This window comes from Pararhodospirillum photometricum DSM 122 (assembly GCF_000284415.1).
Classification (GTDB): Bacteria; Pseudomonadota; Alphaproteobacteria; order Rhodospirillales; family Rhodospirillaceae; genus Pararhodospirillum; species Pararhodospirillum photometricum.
This window is the reverse complement of sequence record NC_017059.1, coordinates 769,312-786,664: the sequence shown is the minus strand read 5'-3', so window position 1 is coordinate 786,664 and position 17,353 is coordinate 769,312. Positions and strand designations below refer to the sequence as shown.

General features: G+C 66.2%; 17 protein-coding genes and 1 pseudogene. 13 read left to right on the top strand and 5 right to left on the bottom strand.

The features are described 5' to 3' along the window. Positions 1-76: 76 nt before the first annotated feature. The 3 genes from kdsA (at position 77) to RSPPHO_RS03415 (ending at position 3,234) form a co-directional block, all read left to right on the top strand. Entirely contained in the window at positions 77-919 is an 843-nt protein-coding gene (kdsA, locus tag RSPPHO_RS03425; protein ID WP_041793971.1) for a 3-deoxy-8-phosphooctulonate synthase, read from the top strand. Between the two features lie 18 nt (positions 920-937). Next, positions 938-2,215 (top strand): phosphopyruvate hydratase, encoded by a 1,278-nt coding sequence (gene eno / locus RSPPHO_RS03420; RefSeq protein ID WP_014413884.1) that lies wholly within the window; start codon positions 938-940, stop codon positions 2,213-2,215. A 137-nt stretch (positions 2,216-2,352) separates the two neighbouring features. After that, the gene (locus RSPPHO_RS03415) at positions 2,353-3,234 is read left to right on the top strand and encodes a TSUP family transporter (RefSeq protein WP_081581635.1); all 882 of its coding nucleotides are present in this window, start codon (positions 2,353-2,355) and stop codon (positions 3,232-3,234) included. 34 nt (positions 3,235-3,268) lie between these two features. Here the strand turns inward: RSPPHO_RS03415 and RSPPHO_RS03410 are convergent, their stop codons facing one another. Continuing rightward, positions 3,269-4,135, bottom strand: a complete 867-nt coding sequence (locus RSPPHO_RS03410) for a LysR substrate-binding domain-containing protein (RefSeq protein WP_014413882.1) — start codon at positions 4,133-4,135, stop codon at positions 3,269-3,271. 106 nt (positions 4,136-4,241) lie between these two features. Between RSPPHO_RS03410 and RSPPHO_RS03405 the strand changes: the two genes are divergently transcribed. The 3 genes from RSPPHO_RS03405 to RSPPHO_RS03400 all read left to right on the top strand — a co-directional run bounded on the left by RSPPHO_RS03405 (position 4,242) and on the right by RSPPHO_RS03400 (position 6,314). After that, complete coding sequence (locus RSPPHO_RS03405) at positions 4,242-4,985, top strand: TSUP family transporter (protein ID WP_041793970.1); 744 nt, start codon at positions 4,242-4,244, stop codon at positions 4,983-4,985. A 478-nt stretch (positions 4,986-5,463) separates the two neighbouring features. Continuing rightward, complete coding sequence (locus tag RSPPHO_RS19660) at positions 5,464-5,697, top strand: hypothetical protein (RefSeq protein WP_014413880.1); 234 nt, start codon at positions 5,464-5,466, stop codon at positions 5,695-5,697. A 188-nt stretch (positions 5,698-5,885) separates the two neighbouring features. Beyond that, positions 5,886-6,314 carry a Spy/CpxP family protein refolding chaperone gene (locus tag RSPPHO_RS03400; RefSeq protein ID WP_014413879.1) on the top strand — a complete coding sequence of 143 codons (429 nt, stop codon included), beginning with the start codon at positions 5,886-5,888 and terminating at the stop codon, positions 6,312-6,314. A gap of 81 nt (positions 6,315-6,395) precedes the next feature. On the opposite strand, the gene htpG is transcribed toward RSPPHO_RS03400, so the two are convergent. Continuing rightward, positions 6,396-8,321, bottom strand: coding sequence for a molecular chaperone HtpG (htpG, locus tag RSPPHO_RS03395; protein WP_041793967.1), 1,926 nt, complete (start codon positions 8,319-8,321; stop codon positions 6,396-6,398). Positions 8,322-8,540: 219 nt separating this feature from the next. Here htpG and RSPPHO_RS03390 point away from each other — a divergent pair, with 219 nt between their 5' ends. The 7 genes from RSPPHO_RS03390 to RSPPHO_RS03365 all read left to right on the top strand — a co-directional run bounded on the left by RSPPHO_RS03390 (position 8,541) and on the right by RSPPHO_RS03365 (position 14,503). Further along, a complete protein-coding gene (locus RSPPHO_RS03390) occupies positions 8,541-8,927 on the top strand; it encodes an HPF/RaiA family ribosome-associated protein (protein WP_041793964.1) in 387 nt (128 codons plus the stop codon). Between the two features lie 71 nt (positions 8,928-8,998). Continuing rightward, positions 8,999-10,963: a helicase-related protein gene (locus RSPPHO_RS03385; protein WP_242390561.1), complete on the top strand. Its 1,965-nt coding sequence runs from the start codon at positions 8,999-9,001 to the stop codon at positions 10,961-10,963. After that, positions 10,911-11,993 carry a Helicase-like gene (locus RSPPHO_RS20835; protein WP_014413874.1) on the top strand — a complete coding sequence of 361 codons (1,083 nt, stop codon included), beginning with the start codon at positions 10,911-10,913 and terminating at the stop codon, positions 11,991-11,993. The genes RSPPHO_RS03385 and RSPPHO_RS20835 overlap by 53 nt, the downstream gene beginning before the upstream one ends. 9 nt (positions 11,994-12,002) lie before the next feature. Beyond that, positions 12,003-12,401, top strand: coding sequence for an RNA-binding S4 domain-containing protein (locus tag RSPPHO_RS03380; protein WP_014413873.1), 399 nt, complete (start codon positions 12,003-12,005; stop codon positions 12,399-12,401). Between the two features lie 150 nt (positions 12,402-12,551). Continuing rightward, entirely contained in the window at positions 12,552-13,067 is a 516-nt protein-coding gene (locus RSPPHO_RS03375) for a coiled-coil domain-containing protein (RefSeq protein WP_014413872.1), read from the top strand. Between the two features lie 73 nt (positions 13,068-13,140). Next, positions 13,141-13,479, top strand: coding sequence for a ferredoxin FdxA (gene fdxA, locus RSPPHO_RS03370; protein ID WP_014413871.1), 339 nt, complete (start codon positions 13,141-13,143; stop codon positions 13,477-13,479). 526 nt (positions 13,480-14,005) lie between these two features. Continuing rightward, the gene (locus tag RSPPHO_RS03365) at positions 14,006-14,503 is read left to right on the top strand and encodes a CarD family transcriptional regulator (protein WP_041793962.1); all 498 of its coding nucleotides are present in this window, start codon (positions 14,006-14,008) and stop codon (positions 14,501-14,503) included. Between the two features lie 174 nt (positions 14,504-14,677). Here RSPPHO_RS03365 and RSPPHO_RS03360 read toward each other — a convergent pair whose 3' ends face one another. The 3 genes and pseudogenes from RSPPHO_RS03360 to glpK all read right to left on the bottom strand — a co-directional run bounded on the left by RSPPHO_RS03360 (position 14,678) and on the right by glpK (position 17,304). Then, complete coding sequence (locus RSPPHO_RS03360) at positions 14,678-14,920, bottom strand: Lrp/AsnC ligand binding domain-containing protein (protein WP_041793955.1); 243 nt, start codon at positions 14,918-14,920, stop codon at positions 14,678-14,680. A gap of 216 nt (positions 14,921-15,136) precedes the next feature. Then, positions 15,137-15,622: a cold-shock protein gene (locus RSPPHO_RS03355; RefSeq protein WP_014413869.1), complete on the bottom strand. Its 486-nt coding sequence runs from the start codon at positions 15,620-15,622 to the stop codon at positions 15,137-15,139. A 192-nt stretch (positions 15,623-15,814) separates the two neighbouring features. Continuing rightward, a pseudogene (gene glpK, locus RSPPHO_RS21445) lies at positions 15,815-17,304 on the bottom strand (glycerol kinase GlpK). Between the last annotated feature and the right edge of the window lie 49 nt (positions 17,305-17,353).

Genomic DNA, 17,353 nt, shown 5'->3' with positions numbered 1-17,353 from the left:
CTGGGTGTGCAAGCTCGTATGAGTCAAACCGGACATCGTGTGCTATAAACCGGCTCGCAACAAACAAGGAGGGCCGATGGAGCCCCGTCACGTGAAGGTGGGCCCGGTCACGTTCGGCAACGATCTGCCGTTCGTGCTGATTGCCGGGCCCTGCCAGATGGAAAGCCGTGCCCACGCCTTGGAGGTGGCGAGCGCGCTTCAGGCGATGACCCAGGCGGCCGGCGTGCCCCTGGTGTTCAAGACCTCGTTCGACAAGGCCAACCGCACCTCGCTCTCGGGGAAGCGCGGCCTGGGGCTGGAGGCCGCGCTGCCGGTCTTCGCCGAGATCCGTGAGAGCCTGGGCCTGCCGGTGCTGACCGATGTCCACGAGGCCAGCCAATGCGCCCCGGTGGCCGAGGCCGTCGATATCTTGCAAATTCCTGCCTTCCTCAGCCGTCAGACCGACTTGTTGCTGGCCGCTGGGGCCACCCGGGCGGCTGTGAATATCAAGAAGGGCCAGTTCCTGGCGCCTTGGGACATGCCGCACGGCGTCGCCAAGGTCGAGAGCACCGGCAATGACCGCATCCTTCTGACCGAGCGCGGCGTCTCGTTTGGCTACAACACCTTGGTGGCCGACATGCGCAGCCTGCCTCTCATGGCCCGCGACACCGGCTGTCCGGTGATCATGGATGCCACCCATGCCGTGCAGGCCCCGGGCGGCCTGGGCGGTGCCTCGGGCGGCGACCGCGCCTTTGCCCCGGTGTTGGCTCGCGCCGCCGTGGCGGTGGGGGTCGCCGGGGTGTTCATCGAGACCCATCCCAACCCCGATCAGGCGCCGTCCGATGGGGCTACCATGCTGGCGCTCAAGGATATGCCGGACCTGCTGACGGTCTTGAGCGCCCTTGATGCCCTTGCCAAACGTCATCCCGTCCATCTCTGAGCGTTAGGAGAGACTGTCGTGGCCGAGATCGTAGACATCCACGCCCGCGAAATTTTGGACTCGCGCGGCAACCCCACCGTCGAAGTGGACGTCCTGCTGGACGACGGCGCCTTCGGGCGGGCCGCCGTGCCGTCGGGCGCCTCGACCGGGGCCCACGAGGCCGTGGAACTGCGCGATGGTGACCCCGCCCGCTACAAGGGCAAGGGCGTGCTGCGCGCCGTCGAGGCCGTCAACGGCGAGCTGTTCTCGGCTCTCGTCGGCCTGGATGCCATGGACCAGCTCGTGATCGATCAGGCGATGATTGATCTCGACGGCACCCCCAACAAGAGCCGCCTCGGCGCCAACGCCATCCTCGGCGTGTCCTTGGCCATTGCCAAGGCCGCCGCCCAGGCCGCCGAGCTGCCGCTCTACCGCTACATCGGCGGCGCCCGCGCCCATGTCCTGCCGGTGCCGATGATGAACATCATCAACGGTGGCCAGCACGCCGATAACCCGATCGACATCCAGGAATTCATGATCATGCCGGTGGCGGCCGATACGGTGGCCGATGCCATCCGCATGGGCGCCGAGGTGTTCCACGCCCTCAAGAAGCAACTGAAGGACGCTGGCCACAACACCAACGTCGGCGACGAGGGCGGCTTTGCCCCCAACCTCAAGAGCGCCGACGAGGCCCTGTCCTTCATCATGCGCGCCATTGAGGCCGCCGGCTATGCTCCGGGCGAGGACATCATGCTGGCCCTCGACGCGGCGTCGAGCGAGTTCTTCAAGGACGGTCGCTATGTCATGGAAGGCGAGGGCAAGACCTTCGATGCCGCCGGCATCGTCGCGTACTACGCCGATCTTGCCGCCCGCTTCCCCATCTTGTCCATTGAGGATGGCTGCGCCGAGGACGATTGGGAGGGCTGGCGCCTGCTGACCGAGGAACTGGGCGAGCGCGTCCAGTTGGTCGGTGACGACCTGTTCGTGACCAACCCCGAGCGTCTGGCCCAGGGCATTAGCGAGGGCGTGGCCAACTCCATCTTGGTCAAGGTCAATCAGATCGGCTCCCTGTCCGAGACCTTGGAAGCGGTCGAGATGGCTCACAAGGCCGCCTATACCGCCGTGCTTTCCCACCGGTCGGGCGAGACCGAGGACTCCACCATCGCCGACATCGCCGTGGCCACCAACTGCGGCCAGATCAAGACCGGCTCCCTGTCGCGTTCCGACCGTTTGGCTAAGTACAACCAGCTGATCCGCATTGAGGAAGAGCTGGGCTCGGCCGCCGTTTACGCCGGCAAGTCCATCTTGCGTGGGTAATCTGCGAACACGAAGGCTGGGGAGGCGGGGCCTCCCCAGACCCCTCCTTTCCTGAAGAGCCGTCTCTTTTTTCAGCGGATGTCATTCAGCAGGAAAGACACATTGTCTGGCTGGTCCACTCCGGCCACACTCTTTCCATGACAGATCCCTCTTCTCTTCTCTCCCCACTGCTAATTTTCCTGGCCACCGGGATGCTCAAGGGCTTCTTGGGCCTAGGTCTGGGCCTGCCGACGCTGGCCATGGGGCTGGTGGGCTTGCTCCTGGACCCGGCGGCGAGCGCCGCGCTTTTGCTGCTGCCCTCGCTGGTCACCGACGTTTGGCAAACCGGCCCCAGAGGACCGGTCGGCCCCGTGCTGCGCCGGTTGGCCCCGTTCCTTGGCGGCATCGTGGTCGGGGCGGCGCTGGGAGCCCCCTTGATGGAGGGGGATCCCCGCCTGGTCCGGGGGGTGCTGGGTCTGACCATGATGGTCTATGCCGTGAGAGGTCTGCGCCCTTCCCGCTCTTCCCGCTCTTCCCGGCCGTCCCGCTCCTCCCGACGCTCCCGACGCTCCCGGGTCCCCTGGGGATGGCGCACCTGGGGCGGGGTGATCACCGGCGTTCTGACCGGGGCGACTGGGGTATTCATACTGTCTGCGGTGCCGTCTCTGGCCCCCTTGGTGGGGGAGTGGGAACGGCTGGTGCAGTCCTCGGGGATGTCGCGTGTTTCCCCCCTCGCCCTGGCCGGCGTTCTGGCTGGGGGCGATCGCTTGCCGGGGGCGGGGGCGGGGCGTGGGGGGGGGCGCGCTCGCGCTGGTGCCGGCCCTGGCGGGCATGATGATGGGGGTCCGGCTGCGGCGCTTGGCGTCGAAGGTCACCTTCCGCCGGTTGTTTTTTGGCGGGCTGCTGGTGCTCGGAGGCGCGATGCTTCTCAGTGCCGTCGTTGTTTGAAGGGAGGCTGTTGGTGGCGCCCCTCGGCCCTGCCGCGTCCCCTGCCTTCCTACCTCCTGGTTCGGCCCCGGGTCAGGGAGGCGACGGTCTGAACGGCGGGGACACAGGGGGAGAGGGGGCCTCGCCTCAGGTCAGCAAGAAATGCCGAAGCGTTTGCGCCGGGCGGGAAAGGTGCTCGAGAGGTCCCGAGGCCAACAGGAGACGGCGCGTGGCCCAGGGATCGGACAGGGGGACAAGAACCACGGGCAGGGCCAGCGGGTGGGCCGGGTTGGGCACCACCGCCACCCCCGCCTGACCGGCGACCAGACGGCACACCCCCTCCAGGGAGGGCAGGCGGGCCCGGAGATGCAGCGGATGCCCCAGGCGCCGGGCCTGGGCGCTCAAATGGCGCTGCAAGGCCCGCTCGGCGCCCAGGCCAAGGAACGGATTGTCCAGCGCCTCGGCAAAGGCCACCTGGGCGCGCGCCGCCAGAGGATGGCCGGACGGGACCGCCAGCATCAGCCGGTCGAGATGAAACAAGGCGGTCGTCAGGCCCTCGGTGTCGGCGCTGTCGGCGATGATCGCCAGATCGGCCCGTCCCTCGCGCACGTCACGCGCCCCTTCCACGCTGGGGCGCTCTTCCAGATCCAAGGTCAGGGACGGGGAGGCGCGCAGGAACGCGGCCAGCCGCTCGGGCAGGGCCTCGGCCAGGGCTGCCGTGTTGGCCACCAGTCGCACCGCCCCGCTCAGGCGGCGCGCTTCGTCGTCGAGGGCGTCGTGCAGGTCGCGCATCTGGCGCAAGATCACCCGAGCGTGGCGCAGCAAGGTGAGGCCGGCCGGGGTCGGCACCACGCCGCGCCGCTGGCGCTCCAGCAGCACCACGCCGGCCTCGGCCTCCAAGGCGCGGATCCGGGCGCTGGCCGCCGGCAGCGACAGGCCGACGTCCTGCGCACCCCGGGTGATCGAGCCTTGGTCCACCACCCGGACGAACACCCTCAGATCCACAAGATCCATCCGCCGCCTCCTTGCCGCCGTTTCCGTCCCACCCTCTTGCTACGGCAGAGGCTCCCTCAAGGAAAGACGCATTGTCTGCCTACCCAAGGGTGCTCACACTCTTGCCATGACAGATCCTTCTCTTCTTCTCCCCCTGACCGTGATCTTCCTGGCCGCCGGGATGGTCAAGGGTCTCCTCGGGTTGGGGCTGCCGACGCTGGCGATGGGCCTGCTGGGCCTGTTCCTCGACCCGGCGGCGAGCGCGGCGCTTTTGCTGCTGCCCTCGCTGCTCACCAACCTCTGGCAAGCCGGCCATGGCGGGCCGGTGGGCCCCTTGCTGCGCCGCCTGGCTCCGCTGCTGGCCGGCATCGTGGTCGGGACCGTCCTGGGCGCTCCCTTGATGGGGGGCGATCCCCGCTTGGTCCGGGGGCTCCTGGGCCTGACCTTGATGATCTATGCCGGGGGCGGCCTGCGGGGTCCCCGACCCTCCCGCCGCCCCCGGGAAGGATGGGGGTGGAGTGCTGGCGTCGGGGGACTCACCGGTCTTCTCACCGGGGCGACCGGGGTGTTCGTCCTGCCGGCGGTGCCCTATCTGGCGACCTTGGGACTCGACCGGGGCCGTCTGGTCCAGGCTTTGGGGCTGTCCTTCAGTGTCTCCACCCTGGCCCTGGCCGCGGTGCTGGCGGCGGGCGGGCGTTTGCCGGTGTCGGCCCTGGGCTGGTCGGCGCTGGCGGTGGGGCCGGCCTTGGTTGGCATGGCGCTGGGGGCTCGCCTGCGGCGTCTGGCCTCGCCCGCGACCTTCCGGCGGTTGTTTTTTGGGGGGCTGTTGGCGCTGGGCGGCGAGATGGTCTTGCGGGCCGCCGTCGGGTGAGGGGACTTTCCGGGGGGGGGATCTTGGGGCATGTTTCGCCCTCGCGCCCGGACGTCCCCCCAGGGGGCAGACCCTAACCCCATATTACAAAATGGTTATTTTAAATCGCGTCCCGTCGTCTAAGCACCCGGAACGTCGTTTCCCCCCTTGACGGGAGGGGAGGGCGTGCCCTACCTCATCCCCAACGTGATGACGGAAAGACTGGGCCGGTTCATGACATCTATAGCCCTTTGTTCATTTGCATCGCTCGACCAACTATCCTATGATGGTTTTAATTTCGAGTCCTAATTAATCCAGTCTTTGACTGGAGATCTGGTATCGCGGCGAATTCAGACCATATGAGGCAGTGCTGGTCCTCGCCGGGGTGACGGCCCTCTGAGGAGAGGGGCGCGCACGTTTGGTTGGACCGGCCACAGGCCGTGGCCTCGAAGCTGCGGTGCATTGGGCTCCTCGATGAGCCCCAAGGGAGGACGAGACAATGAAACAGGCAGCCGTGCGCGTTCACCGGGATTCCGGTGTTGGCGCCCCTTCCCGGGAGCGGGGAGGAGCCAAGCGGAGCCTCTGGCCCGACCCTTATCCCGGGACGGAGGAGCCTCGTTTGCGCGATCTGTTCGAGGATGACGTGATGCGGTCCCTGATGGTGAGCGACCGTGTTGCCCACGAGAGCCTGGCTTCGCTGATCCAGGATACCCGCGGACGCCTCGGTCTCTAGGAGACCCGTCCAGAGGACCGCCCCCGCGAGGGCGTGGCGGTCCTCCCTGGGGGCATCGTTCCCCCTGACGATCTTGAAATAGGCCGATTTTGAGTCGTGACGATTTGGAGTCACGACAATTCGCAATGTGGCTTTGCAAAAACTCTGAGATACTCTGTGCGTCCCAACCTTGAGATCTGGAGGGTGTCATGATCGCAGCTTGTTGGGGGAGAATGGCTCTGGTTTTGGCCATCGCCATCGTGCCGTCCGTGGTGTTGGCTCAGGGAATGGGCCAGGGAATGGGAATGACGGGGCAGGGGAGGGGAGCCATGTTGCCCGATCCGGCCCAACTGCCGGCGCTCAAAACCAAATTGGGGATTACGGCGGCACAGACCCAGGCTTGGCAAGACTACGCCGACGCCTTAACGAGCGTCGTGGCAATGCGCGCCCAGATGCGCTCGTCCTTGCAAGGAGCGTCCCCCGCCGAGCGGCTCGAAGGCCGGGCCGAGCGGCAGGCGATGGGCGGGCAGGTGCACGACGAAGTCAATCAGAAGCGCTCGGCCCTGGCCGCCCTGATGACCGCCGGCCAACGCCAACTTCTCGATCGCGAACTGCCGGCCTTGCCCTCGATGCGCTGAAGCCTGGGGCTTCTGGAAGGCAGAGATAAAAAGACAAGGCTGGGGAGGCGGCGGCCTCCCCAGACCTTTCGGTTGTTGGGGTTACAGGGCGTTTTGGAGAACGTCGGTGAGGCGCCGGGCAAAGCCCAGGGCATCAGCCGGGGGCTCGCCTTCCAGAATGCGCGCCTGATCCATCAGCAAGTGGGCGGCATCGCTCACCCGGGCGTCATGGGCCGTCCCCTCGCCCGAGCAGCGCTCGGCCAGGGCCCGGATCAGGGCATGACGCGGATTGATCTCCAGCACCCGGTCGTCGGGCAGGTCGGTCTTCTGGTTGGCTTGGCTCAGGAGCTTGCGCAGATGCGGACTGAGCGAGCCTTCCTTGGCCACCAAGCACACCGGGCTGTCGGTGAGACGGCTCGACGCACGGACATCAGCCACTTCGTCGCCGAGTGCCGCCTTCAGTGCGGCGATGAGGCGGTCGAGCTTGTCGCCCTCGGTGGCCGGGGCCTCGTCTTTCTTGGCGCCGTCTTCGTCCACCAGCGGCAGGGCCTCCAGGTCGGCCCCGGCCGCCGCGACCGGGCGCAGTGGCTTGTCGTGCGCGCTGGGCACGGCACTGACCCAGAACTCGTCGATGGGATCGGTGAGCAACAGCACCTCGATGCCGCGCGCCCGGAAGCCTTCGACCTGCGGGCTGCGGGCCAGGGCGTCGCCGTCTTCGCCGGTGACGTAGTACAGGGCCTGCTGCCCCTCCTTCATCCGTCCGGCGATGGTCTCCAGGCTCACGGGGGTGGGCGAGAGGGTGGTGCGGAAGCGGGCCAGCTTCAGCAGATCCTCCTTGCGCTCGAAATCCTCGTAGAGCCCTTCCTTGAGCACGGCGCCGAAGGCGGACCAGAAGCTCAGGTACTCTTCCTCGTCGTCCTTGGCGCGCTTGGCCAAGTCGTCGAGCAGGCGCCGCGTCAACGTGGAGCGCACCTTGCGCAGACGCGGGTCCTCCTGAAGCATCTCGCGGCTGACGTTGAGCGGCAAGTCGGTGGAATCGACAATGCCGCGCACGAAGCGCAGATAAGACGGCAGCAGGCTCTCGCACTCCTCGGTGATGAACACCCGGTTGACGTAGAGCTTGATGCGCGGCTTGCGCTCGGGCGTGTAGAGATCAAACGGCTTGTCCTTGGGCACGAACAGGAGCGCCGTGTACTCCATGACCCCTTCAGCCCGGAAGTGCAAGGTGTGCCAGGGTTCGTCGAAGCCGTGGGCCACGTGGCGATAGAAGGCCGTGTATTGCTCGGGCGTGATGGTGTCACGCGGGCGGGTCCACAGCGCGCTGGCCTCGTTCAGGGTTTCCAAGCGCGGCTCGGCCGGGGCGTCGCTGTCGTCGTCGTCGTCCTTGTCCGCCGGCAGGGCCAAGATCACGGGAATGGCGATGTGATCTGAGTAGGTCCGCACAATGGTGCGCAGCCGATGCTCCTCCAGGAACTCGCGGGCGTCATCGCGCAGGTGCAAGGTAATCGCGGCGCCGCGCGTCGCGTCGGGGGCCTCGCTGATGCTGAACGCCCCCTTGCCGTCGGACGACCAGCGCCAGCCATGGCCCTCCCCAGCCCGGCGGGTCACCACCTCGACTTTTTCGGCGACCATGAACGAGGAGTAGAAGCCTACGCCGAACTGCCCGATCAGCGATAGGTCGGTCCCTTCCTCCTTGCGCGCCTTGAGGGCCTCGGCAAAGGCCTGGGTGCCCGAGCGGGCGATGGTCCCCAGGTTATCGATCAATTCCTGACGGCTCATGCCGATGCCATTGTCGGCGATGGTCAGGGTTCCTGCGTCCTTGTCCACCGCGAGGCGGATGGTGAATCCGGCCTCGCCTTCCAGGAGGGCTGGGTCGGTCAGCCCCTCGTAGCGCAGCTTGTCGCAGGCGTCGGAGGCGTTGGAGATCAGTTCGCGTAGGAAGATCTGCCGGTCGGAATACAGGGAGTGAACAACAATATCGAGAAGCTTGGAAACTTCGGCCTGGAACGAAAGCGTTTCCTCGGACATGACCGGGACACTCTTCTGGTTGAGGGTGATCCTAAGGGCCGTGAGCCCTGTGCGGGCCTTCATATGAGGGGAGCGCGCCTGACGCGCAAGCCGCTGGTGCATCTGGGCGTCCCACGCCCTGAAATCAGTGAATAGTTTCGCCGAAGGGCTTGACCCGCGTCACAAAAGGGTCTTGGCTGAAGGGGTCCGTTGTTGTTGACCTCTCTCAGGGAGAGCTCCATGCAGAGTCCCGCCCAGATCGTCTTTCACGGAATCGACCACTCCGACGCCGTCGAAGAGCGGATTCGTGAAAAGCTTGCCAAGCTGGAGCAGTTCCACAAGAACATCACGTCGTCTCGCGTCGTTGTGGAACTTCACCACAAGAACACGTCTCACGTTCACAAGCGGGGAGAGCCGTTCCTGATCAGTGTGTTCGTTGCCGTCCCCGGCGAGGACCTGGTGGCGCGCAGCGATCGCGGGAAGGAGAGCGATGAGCTGAAGGCTCACGAAGATATCGGTGTCGCCCTGCGCGATGCCTTCGATTCCATGGAGCGCCAGTTGCGCGATCTTGCCGACCGACGCAAGACCGAACTGAAGTCCGTCGATCAGAAGGTGATCGCCGAGTAAACGCTTTCCCGGCGGGGGGGTGGCGTTCGGGCTTGCTTTTTCGAGCGCCCCCACGTAACGGTGTGTCTGTCATGACGGACCCAGACACACCGGCCCGCATCACGGCCGTTCTCGGCCCCACCAACACCGGCAAGACCCACTTGGCCATGGAGCGGATGCTCGGCCATGCCTCGGGAATGATCGGGTTTCCGTTGCGCCTGCTGGCGCGCGAAAACTACGACAAGGCCGTGCGGCGCGTGGGGGCTTCTCGGGTGGCTCTGATCACGGGCGAAGAAAAAATTCTTCCCCCCCGGCCGCTCTACACCCTGTGCACGGTCGAGAGCATGCCCCTGGACCGACGGGTGGAGTTCCTGGCCATCGACGAGATCCAGCTCTGCGGGGATCCCGATCGCGGGCATGTATTCACCGATCGCTTGCTGCATGCGCGCGGCCGCGTCGAGACCATGTTTTTGGGGGCCGAGACCATGGCACCCCTGATCCGGCGGTTGGTGCCGGGCTGTCTGTTTGATACCCGGCCGCGCTATTCTCGGTTAACGTGTTCCGGTCACCTTCGCTTGCAGCGTCTGCCCCGCCGTTCGGCGGTGGTGGCCTTTTCCGCCGACGATGTCTATGCCCTGGGCGAGATGGTCCGGCGTCAGCGCGGCGGCGCCGCCGTGGTCATGGGCGCGTTGAGCCCGCGCACCCGCAACGCTCAGGTGGAAATGTACCAGTCGGGCGAGGTGGATTATCTCGTGGCGACCGACGCCATCGGCATGGGGCTGAACATGGACATCGACCATGTGGCCTTCGCCGCCCTGGAAAAGTTCGATGGCACCTGGATGCGTCGCTTGGCCCCGCAGGAGGTGGCCCAAATTGCCGGGCGGGCCGGGCGTCATCACAACGACGGAACCTTCGGCACCACCGCCGATGCCCCGCCCTTGTCCGAGGATGTGATTGCCCGCGTCGAGGCCCATGAGTTTCCGGCCCTTAAACAGATCTTCTGGCGCAATTCAGCGCTTGACTTTCGCTCCGTGCGCGCTTTGCTGGCATCATTGTCGGCACCACCGCCGGCAGAGGGGTTGATGCGGGTGCGAGAGGCCGAGGATCAGCAGGCGCTCGAAGCCCTGGCCCGCGAGGCTGATATCCAGGCCGCTGCCAGCGGCGTTGACCGGGTCGCGCTCCTGTGGGATGTGTGCCGGGTCCCAGATTTTCGGAAGCTGCGCGCGCAAACCCATGTGCGGCTTCTGGGGCAGATCTACCGCCATCTTGTCGGATTGGCGGGAAAACTCCCCGATGACTTCGTCGCGGGCCATGTTCGGCGCGTGGACCGGATGGACGGGGATATTCACGCCCTGGTCGATCGTATTGCCGCCATCCGGGTGTGGACCTACGTGTCCCATCAAAACGGGTGGACGACCGACCCGGGGCATTGGCAAGGCGTCACACGCTCGGTCGAAGACCGACTGTCGGACGCCCTGCATGACCGACTCACGCAGCGGTTCGTCGATCGACGGACCGCGATCCTCCTGCGCCGTTTGGGAGAACGCGCAATGCTCGAAGCCGAAGTGGCGGCCGACGATGGCCGCGTCCTAGTGGAAGGCCAAGACGTGGGCCGGCTGGTGGGGTTGACCTTTCATCCGGAAACGACCGGAGAACGGGAGGGAGACCGCGCCTTGCTCAACGCCGCCCACCAGGCGCTGCGTCGCGAGATCAGCGAGCGGGTCGGCCGACTGGCCGCCGAAGGGGACGAGGCGTTCTCCCTTGACCCCTCGGGTCGCGTGCTGTGGCGCGGCGATCCCGTCGCCCGTCTGGAAAAAGGCCCTCACCCCCTGCGGCCGGGCGTCACCCGCCCCAGCAATCCCTTCCTCGACGAGAGCCAACTCGACACCGTGACCTTGCGTCTTAAGGTGTGGCTCGATGGTCAGCTTCAACTGCGCCTGAAGCCCTTGATGGACCTGGAAACCGCCCCCCTGCAAGGCCCGGCCCGGGGGACTTGCCTATCAGGTGGCGGAAAATCTGGGCACCTTGCCCCGCACCGGCGGCGCCGAGCAGATTGACCAGCAGGTCCGTGCCCTCGGGGAAGCCGACCGCAAGGCCCTGGCCCGCGCCGGGGTGCGGCTGGGCGTCGAATGTCTGTTTATGCCCGAGCTGCTCAAGCCCGAACCCCAGCGCTGGCTTGCGGTGCTCTGGCGGTTGCATCATGGCCGCTCGGGGGGCGACGTGCCCACCGATGGGCGGGTCTCCTTCCCCGCCGACAAGCGGGCGCCCCACGCCTTTTACTTGGCCATCGGCTATCGCGTGATCGGTGCCAAGGCGCTGCGCGTTGATATGCTGGAGCGTTTCGCCGCCGATGTTCGCCGCCTTGTGCGCGAGGGCCTGCGCAAGCCTGAGGGGGCCGAGCCGGGCCTGGAAGACGAGACTCCCCCGGGCGCCCTGTCTGGCACCGAGACCCCGGAGGACGCCGATCCAGAAGGGCACGCCCCGGAAGAGCCCGATCAGGAGGGGCCGGAGCCGGCCTTGACGCAAGGGGGCTGCGACGATGACGTCCCCCTTGCGGGCGAGGCCAACGAGGCCGTGTCCCCCTCGGGCGAGGCCGATGAGGTTTCCGAAGAGGGCGACGCTTCCCCCGCGCGTCCGGCGCGTGAACCCCGGGTTATTCCCGACCCCCGGCCCGGCGAGGTGCGGTTGCCGCCCGAGATTTTGCCCCAGTTGGGCATTGGTCTGGAGGAAGGCTCCCACGTGCTCCTGGCCTTGGGCTATCGTGCTCGCCTGGAGGAAGGCGCCGTCTTCCTGCGGCCCGGCCGCCGCAAGCCGCAAGGCCCGGCCCGCGGGCCAGGGCGTGGTCGCGGACGGGGCGCAGACGCCACAGAAGCGCCCGAAACCGAGGCGGGGCGGCGGCCAGGACGGGGCCGCGCTGAAGGCGCCCGTCCGCCTCGCGATAAAGAGCGCGACCGTGATCGGGATCGTGAGGGGGAGCGCGCCGCCAAGGGACGCGGACCCAAGCGGTCGGGGCCGTCCGAACGCGCGCCCCAGGCGATTGATCCCGACAGCCCGTTTGCCGTCCTGGGCACGCTGTTCAAGCGCTGAGGTCGGCGAATGAGCGACGCAGCGGCGGGCGAGGCCCAGCGACTGGACAAGTGGCTGTGGTTCGCCCGCTTTTGCAAAACGCGAACCCTGGCGCAGGCGTTGTGCGGGAGCGGCCACGTCCGCCGCAACGGGGAAACGGTGCTCAAGGCCGCGGCCTTGGTGCGCCCGGGGGATGAGTTGACCCTGGTGCTGGGTTCCGTTCGGCGCCGGGTCGTCGTGCGGGCTCCGGGCGTGCGCCGGGGGCCGGCACCCGAGGCTCAGACCTTGTACGACGAGCCCGATCCGCCCCAGCGGTTGGTCGATCCGGTGTTGGAGGCGCCTGCGGTGCGTTTGCCGGGCAGTGGGCGTCCGACCAAGAAGGATCGCCGGGCCCTGGATCGTCTGCGTGACGAGGGGCCCTGGGACTGAAAAAAAGGAAGGCTGGGGAGGCTTGCCTCCCCAGGCCCCTCCGTTCCTGGCATCGAAGGGATCGAGGGGGTTGGGGAGGCAAGCCTCCCCAGCCTTCCTTCTTCCCGCTCCCAAGCGCTTCTGGCATGCTGGAGCGCAGGAGGATCGGTCATGGCGCGCTATGAACTCACCGGCTTTGGCACCTTGAAACTCGCCCGGCATCTGCGCGAGCGCGCCGGTTTTACCCCTGAATCTGCGGAAGCCACCGCCGAAGCGGTCGCCGAGGCGTTTGTGGACGCCCTCAACGGCGCCGACCTCGTCTCGCGTGCCTATCTCGACGCCCGCCTCTCCGACCTGCGCGCCGAACTGAAAGGCGACATGGCCGAACTGCGGGCCGAGGTGAAGACAGAGATCGCCGAGCTGCGGGCCGAGGTGAAGACGGAGATCGCCGAGCTGCGGGCCGAGATGAAGGCGGAGATCGCCGAGCTGCGGGCCGAGATGAAGGCGGAGATCGCCGGGCTACGAACCGAGATGACGGCGGAGATCGGCGCGCTACGGACCGAGGTGGCCGAGACCAAGGCCGAGTTGCTGAAATGGGTGGTGGGGCTGGTTTTGGCGGCGGTGCTGATCAATGCCGGGGTGGTTGTGGGGACCATGCTGACCTTGGTGCGCGTTCTCGAGCATTGAGCCGGTGACGCGCCTTGGGTGCTGATGGTATGACCCCGGGGAGTCTCCCCGTTTCCTGATCAGGAGGACGTCCATGGCCTATGTGGTGACCGAGAATTGCATCAAGTGCAAATATCAGGATTGTGTGGACGTGTGCCCCGTGGACTGCTTCTACGAGGGAGAGAATTTTCTCGTCATCAATCCCGATGAGTGCATTGACTGCGGGGTGTGCGAGCCCGAGTGCCCGGCCGAGGCCATCATGCCCGACTCGGAGGAGGCCGCCGCGCCCTGGCGCGAGATTAACCGCAAGTATGCGGACCTGTGGCCCAACATCTCCCGGAAGGGAACGGTCCCGGAAGAGGCCAGTCTCTGGAACGGCAAGCCTGATAAAGCCCGTCTGTTCAGTGAAAAGCCCGGGGAAGGTACCGTCTAAAGTCTTGGTATTCCCTCGGCGAAAGGCGCTAATGCCCCTATCACGTGTTTGGTCAAGGGGGCTTAATGACCGTTTCGCGACTTTGATCTGTCATTTCGGGGTCTCTTGTGATACAAGTCACAGTCCGCTGCGCAAGTCGCGGCGGACCAGACCTGTGGCGCCGATGCGCTGACAGGGAAAAGGGGGCGTTCCCGTGATCGTCTCCGCCAATCCCCGGGCTTCCGGGACTGCCTGCGAAGGGCAAAGGGGAGGGGATCCGGGAGATCCGGTTCTCTCCTGCCTGAGTGCCTCTGATTGAAGCGTCCGTGCCCCGGAGGGACGGCGCGTGGAATGGTATTTCGTCGAGGCTGGATCGCAAAGGGTGGCGAGCCGGCCTGTGACCCGGCGTTGCAGCAAGGCATGCGGATCTTGTGGAGAGTCTCATTTCCCCCCCCTGACGACAACAGGCCTTCACCCGGCGATAGAGAGCGTCGGGCGGAGTCGTAAAGGGGCGGGTGTCGGCTCTTGAATGGAGAGAAAGAACAACATGACCAACTCTTGTCAGTACGCACCCGGCGACTTTGTGGTTTACCCGGCGCATGGCGTTGGGCAGGTTCTGGCGATCGAACATCAGACCATCGGAGGGCACTCCCTGGACCTGCTGGTCATCGCTTTTGACCGGGACCGCATGAAGCTGCGCATTCCCATGACCAAGGTCCGGGAGTCCGGACTGCGCCGTCTCTCGACGCGCAAGACGATGGAAAGCGCCCTGGTGACGTTGCGCGGCAAGGCCCGAGTCAAGCGCACGATGTGGAGCCGTCGCGCCCAGGAGTACGAGGCCAAGATCAACTCGGGCGACCCCGTCTCGATCGCCGAAGTGGTCCGCGATTTGTACCGCAGTGCCACCCAGCCTGAACAGTCCTATTCCGAACGTCAGATCTACGAGTTGGCCCTGGAGCGCCTGACCTGTGAGTTGGCCGCGATCGAGGAGATCGACGCCAACCAAGCCGCCCAGAAGCTTGAAAAACTGCTCAACGCTGCCTGACCCCGCCCGGCCTCCGGGGATGGGTGCCATCCCCGGGGCCTGCCTTCTGGCCCGCGTTCCCCGCCGGTCTTCGAGAGCGCCCTGCGTTCGATCGGGTCCTGTCACGGCGCTCTAGATCTTTGCTGTTGCACGCGAGCGGATCCGAAAAGAGGTTTTCCTTTTTTGGAACTCGCTCTAGGTAAAGGCGTTAAAGGCCACCAGGGTGAAGGTGTCGGTGATGCCTGGAACGGTCTGAACTTTTTCGGTGACAAAACGGCCAATGTCAGTCCCAGGCGGGAGGTAAAACTTCGCCATCAGGTCATATTGGCCGGAAATACTGTCTACCTCGGACACTTCCTCAATGTCTTCCACCATATCGGCGGCGACATCGTAGGCGCGACCTCGGTCGCATTTGATCATGACGTAAATTTTTTGCATGGCGGTCTTCTCTCGCTCGGGCCCGGCCCGGCGACCGGAAAAGGGTCTGCCGGGGGAGCGTTGTCGTGAGGCGTCCCCGAAACAGGGGGCGCGCCGATGCGGGTCAAGGCGTCCTTCGGGCAGGCGGACGAACGCCTTGACCGCGTTCCGCGACCGACAAGACCGTGCCGGCAAGACCGAGCCGGATCGTCGGTCGAGGGTGTCCGCCGCCGCGCCTTACAGCAAGGAAATGTTGCCGACCATGGGACCTTTCTTGCCTTGGCGGATGGTCATGCGCACCCGCTGGCCCTGTTCCAGGACATCCAGACCGCAATCTTGGAGCGTGCGCGACCCCACATAAACGTCCTTGCCGCCGCTTTCAGGCACAACGAAGCCGAAGCCCTTGTCCGCGCTGAAGAACTTGACGACGCCGATGATCTCGCGATCCCCCTCGGCCCCGTAGCCTCCCCGATCGCTGCCCCGACTCAGGCCGCCACCCGCGCCGGCGCCCTCGACCTGATGAATCTGGGTCACTTGCATGCCCTTTTGTCCAGGGCCGAGGTCGCAGACAATGACCGCGCCCTCTGGAAGCTCATCGTAGCCCGCCCGCTGGAGGACGGAAATGTGCAAGAAGGCGTCGGGCTCGCCATCGTTGACGCGCACGAACCCAAAACCCTTGGTGGCGTTGAACCACTTGACGGTAGCCGTAATACGAGACTGCATGATCGGTCAATTACCCCAGAAAAGACCCTGCCACCCCTTGGTGATACTCCAAACACCCCCTCGGGCCAAGCGCGAACGTGCCTGCCGGCGCAGGCTCTGGCGAAGATCCGTCTTCCCCCTACGGAAGCCTGAGGGCGTGAGGGGGAGATTTTCGACGGGGGAGGGGGAACATCAACCAAGGGAGAGGGGGTGTCAGGCGGTCTCGCGGACCCGACTCACGGCCTTGCGCCAGCCGGCCACCAGAGGAGCGCGCTCTGCCGACGACAAGGTGGGCTCAAAGCGCGCCTCGCCTTGCCACGCCCAAGAGGCGTCGGTCAGGGAGGAGATCAGCCCCAGGCTCAGGGCCGCCAGAATCGCGGCGCCGCGGGCGGTGGTTTCGGTCTCGGCGGGGCGCTCGACCGCCACGCCCAGAATGTCGGCGAGAAAGCCGAGCATCCAGGTATTGGCGGCCATGCCGCCGTCCACGCGGACCACCGGGGGACGCGGCAGGCCATCGGCCGCCATGGCATCAAGCAGGTCAACCGACTGGTAACACACGCTCTCCAGGGCGGCGCGGACCAGTTCGGCCACGCCGGTATCGCGTGCCAACCCAAAAATCGCGCCCCGCGCCAGCGGGTCCCAGTAGGGGGCGGCCCAAGCCGGTGAAGGCGGGCACAAAATACACGCCCCGATTGTTTTTGAGACCCCGGGCCAGGACCTCGCTGGTCGCGGCCTGTCCGATCACCCCCAACTCGTCACGCAGCCACTGCACCGAGGTTCCGGCGTTGAAAATCGAGCCCTCCAGGGCGTAGGTCGGTTCGCCCTGGAGGCGATAGGCCAAGGTGGTGAGCAGGCGATGGTGGGAGGGCAGGGGCTTGGGGCCCGTGTTGGCTAGCATGAAGCAGCCCGTGCCATAGGTGCTCTTGACCATGCCCCGGTTGACACAGCCCTGGCCGATCAGCGCCGCGTGCTGGTCGCCGGCGATCCCGCCGATGGGCACGGGCCGGCCATAGATCTCGGGATCGGTGTGGCCAAACAGCGCGGCGCTGTCTCGGACCTCGGGCATCATGGCCAGCGGCACCCCAAACAACTCCAGAAGGTCGGGGGTCCCAGCGCTGGTTGTGGATGTTGAACAGCATGGTGCGCGACGCGTTGGTGGCATCGGTCGCATGCACCCGTCCGCCCGTCAGGCGCCAAAGCAGGTAGCTGTCCACCGTGCCAAAGGCCAGATGCCCGGCGCGAGCCGCCTCGCGGGCACCCGCCACGGAGTTTAAGATCCACTCAACCTTGGTGGCTGAAAAATAGCTATCGAGCAGCAAGCCGGTCCGCGCCTGGATCAGGCCTTCATGGCCCTGGGCGGCGAGCGCCTTGCACCGAGGGGCGCCGCGCCGGTCCTGCCAGGAAATGGCGTTGTAGACCGGAGCGCCGGTGCGCCGGTCCCACACCAAGGTGGTCTCACGCTGGTTGGTGATACCGATGGCCCCCAACGGCCGGCCGCCACACGGCTCCAGGACTTGGCGCCAGACCGTCAGGGTGTCACACTAGAGGTCGTCGGGGTTTTGTTCCACCCAGCCATCTTGGGGATAAAGCTGGCTAAGTTCCCGCTGCGCGGTGGCCAGGGTGCGGCCCTGGGCGTCGAAAACCAGGGCGCGGGTGCTGGTAGTGCCCTGGTCGAGGGCCAGGATGACGGTCTCGCGATCCACGCTGCGGCTCTCCTATTGACGGTTCGGAAGGTAAAAAAGGACAGGCCGA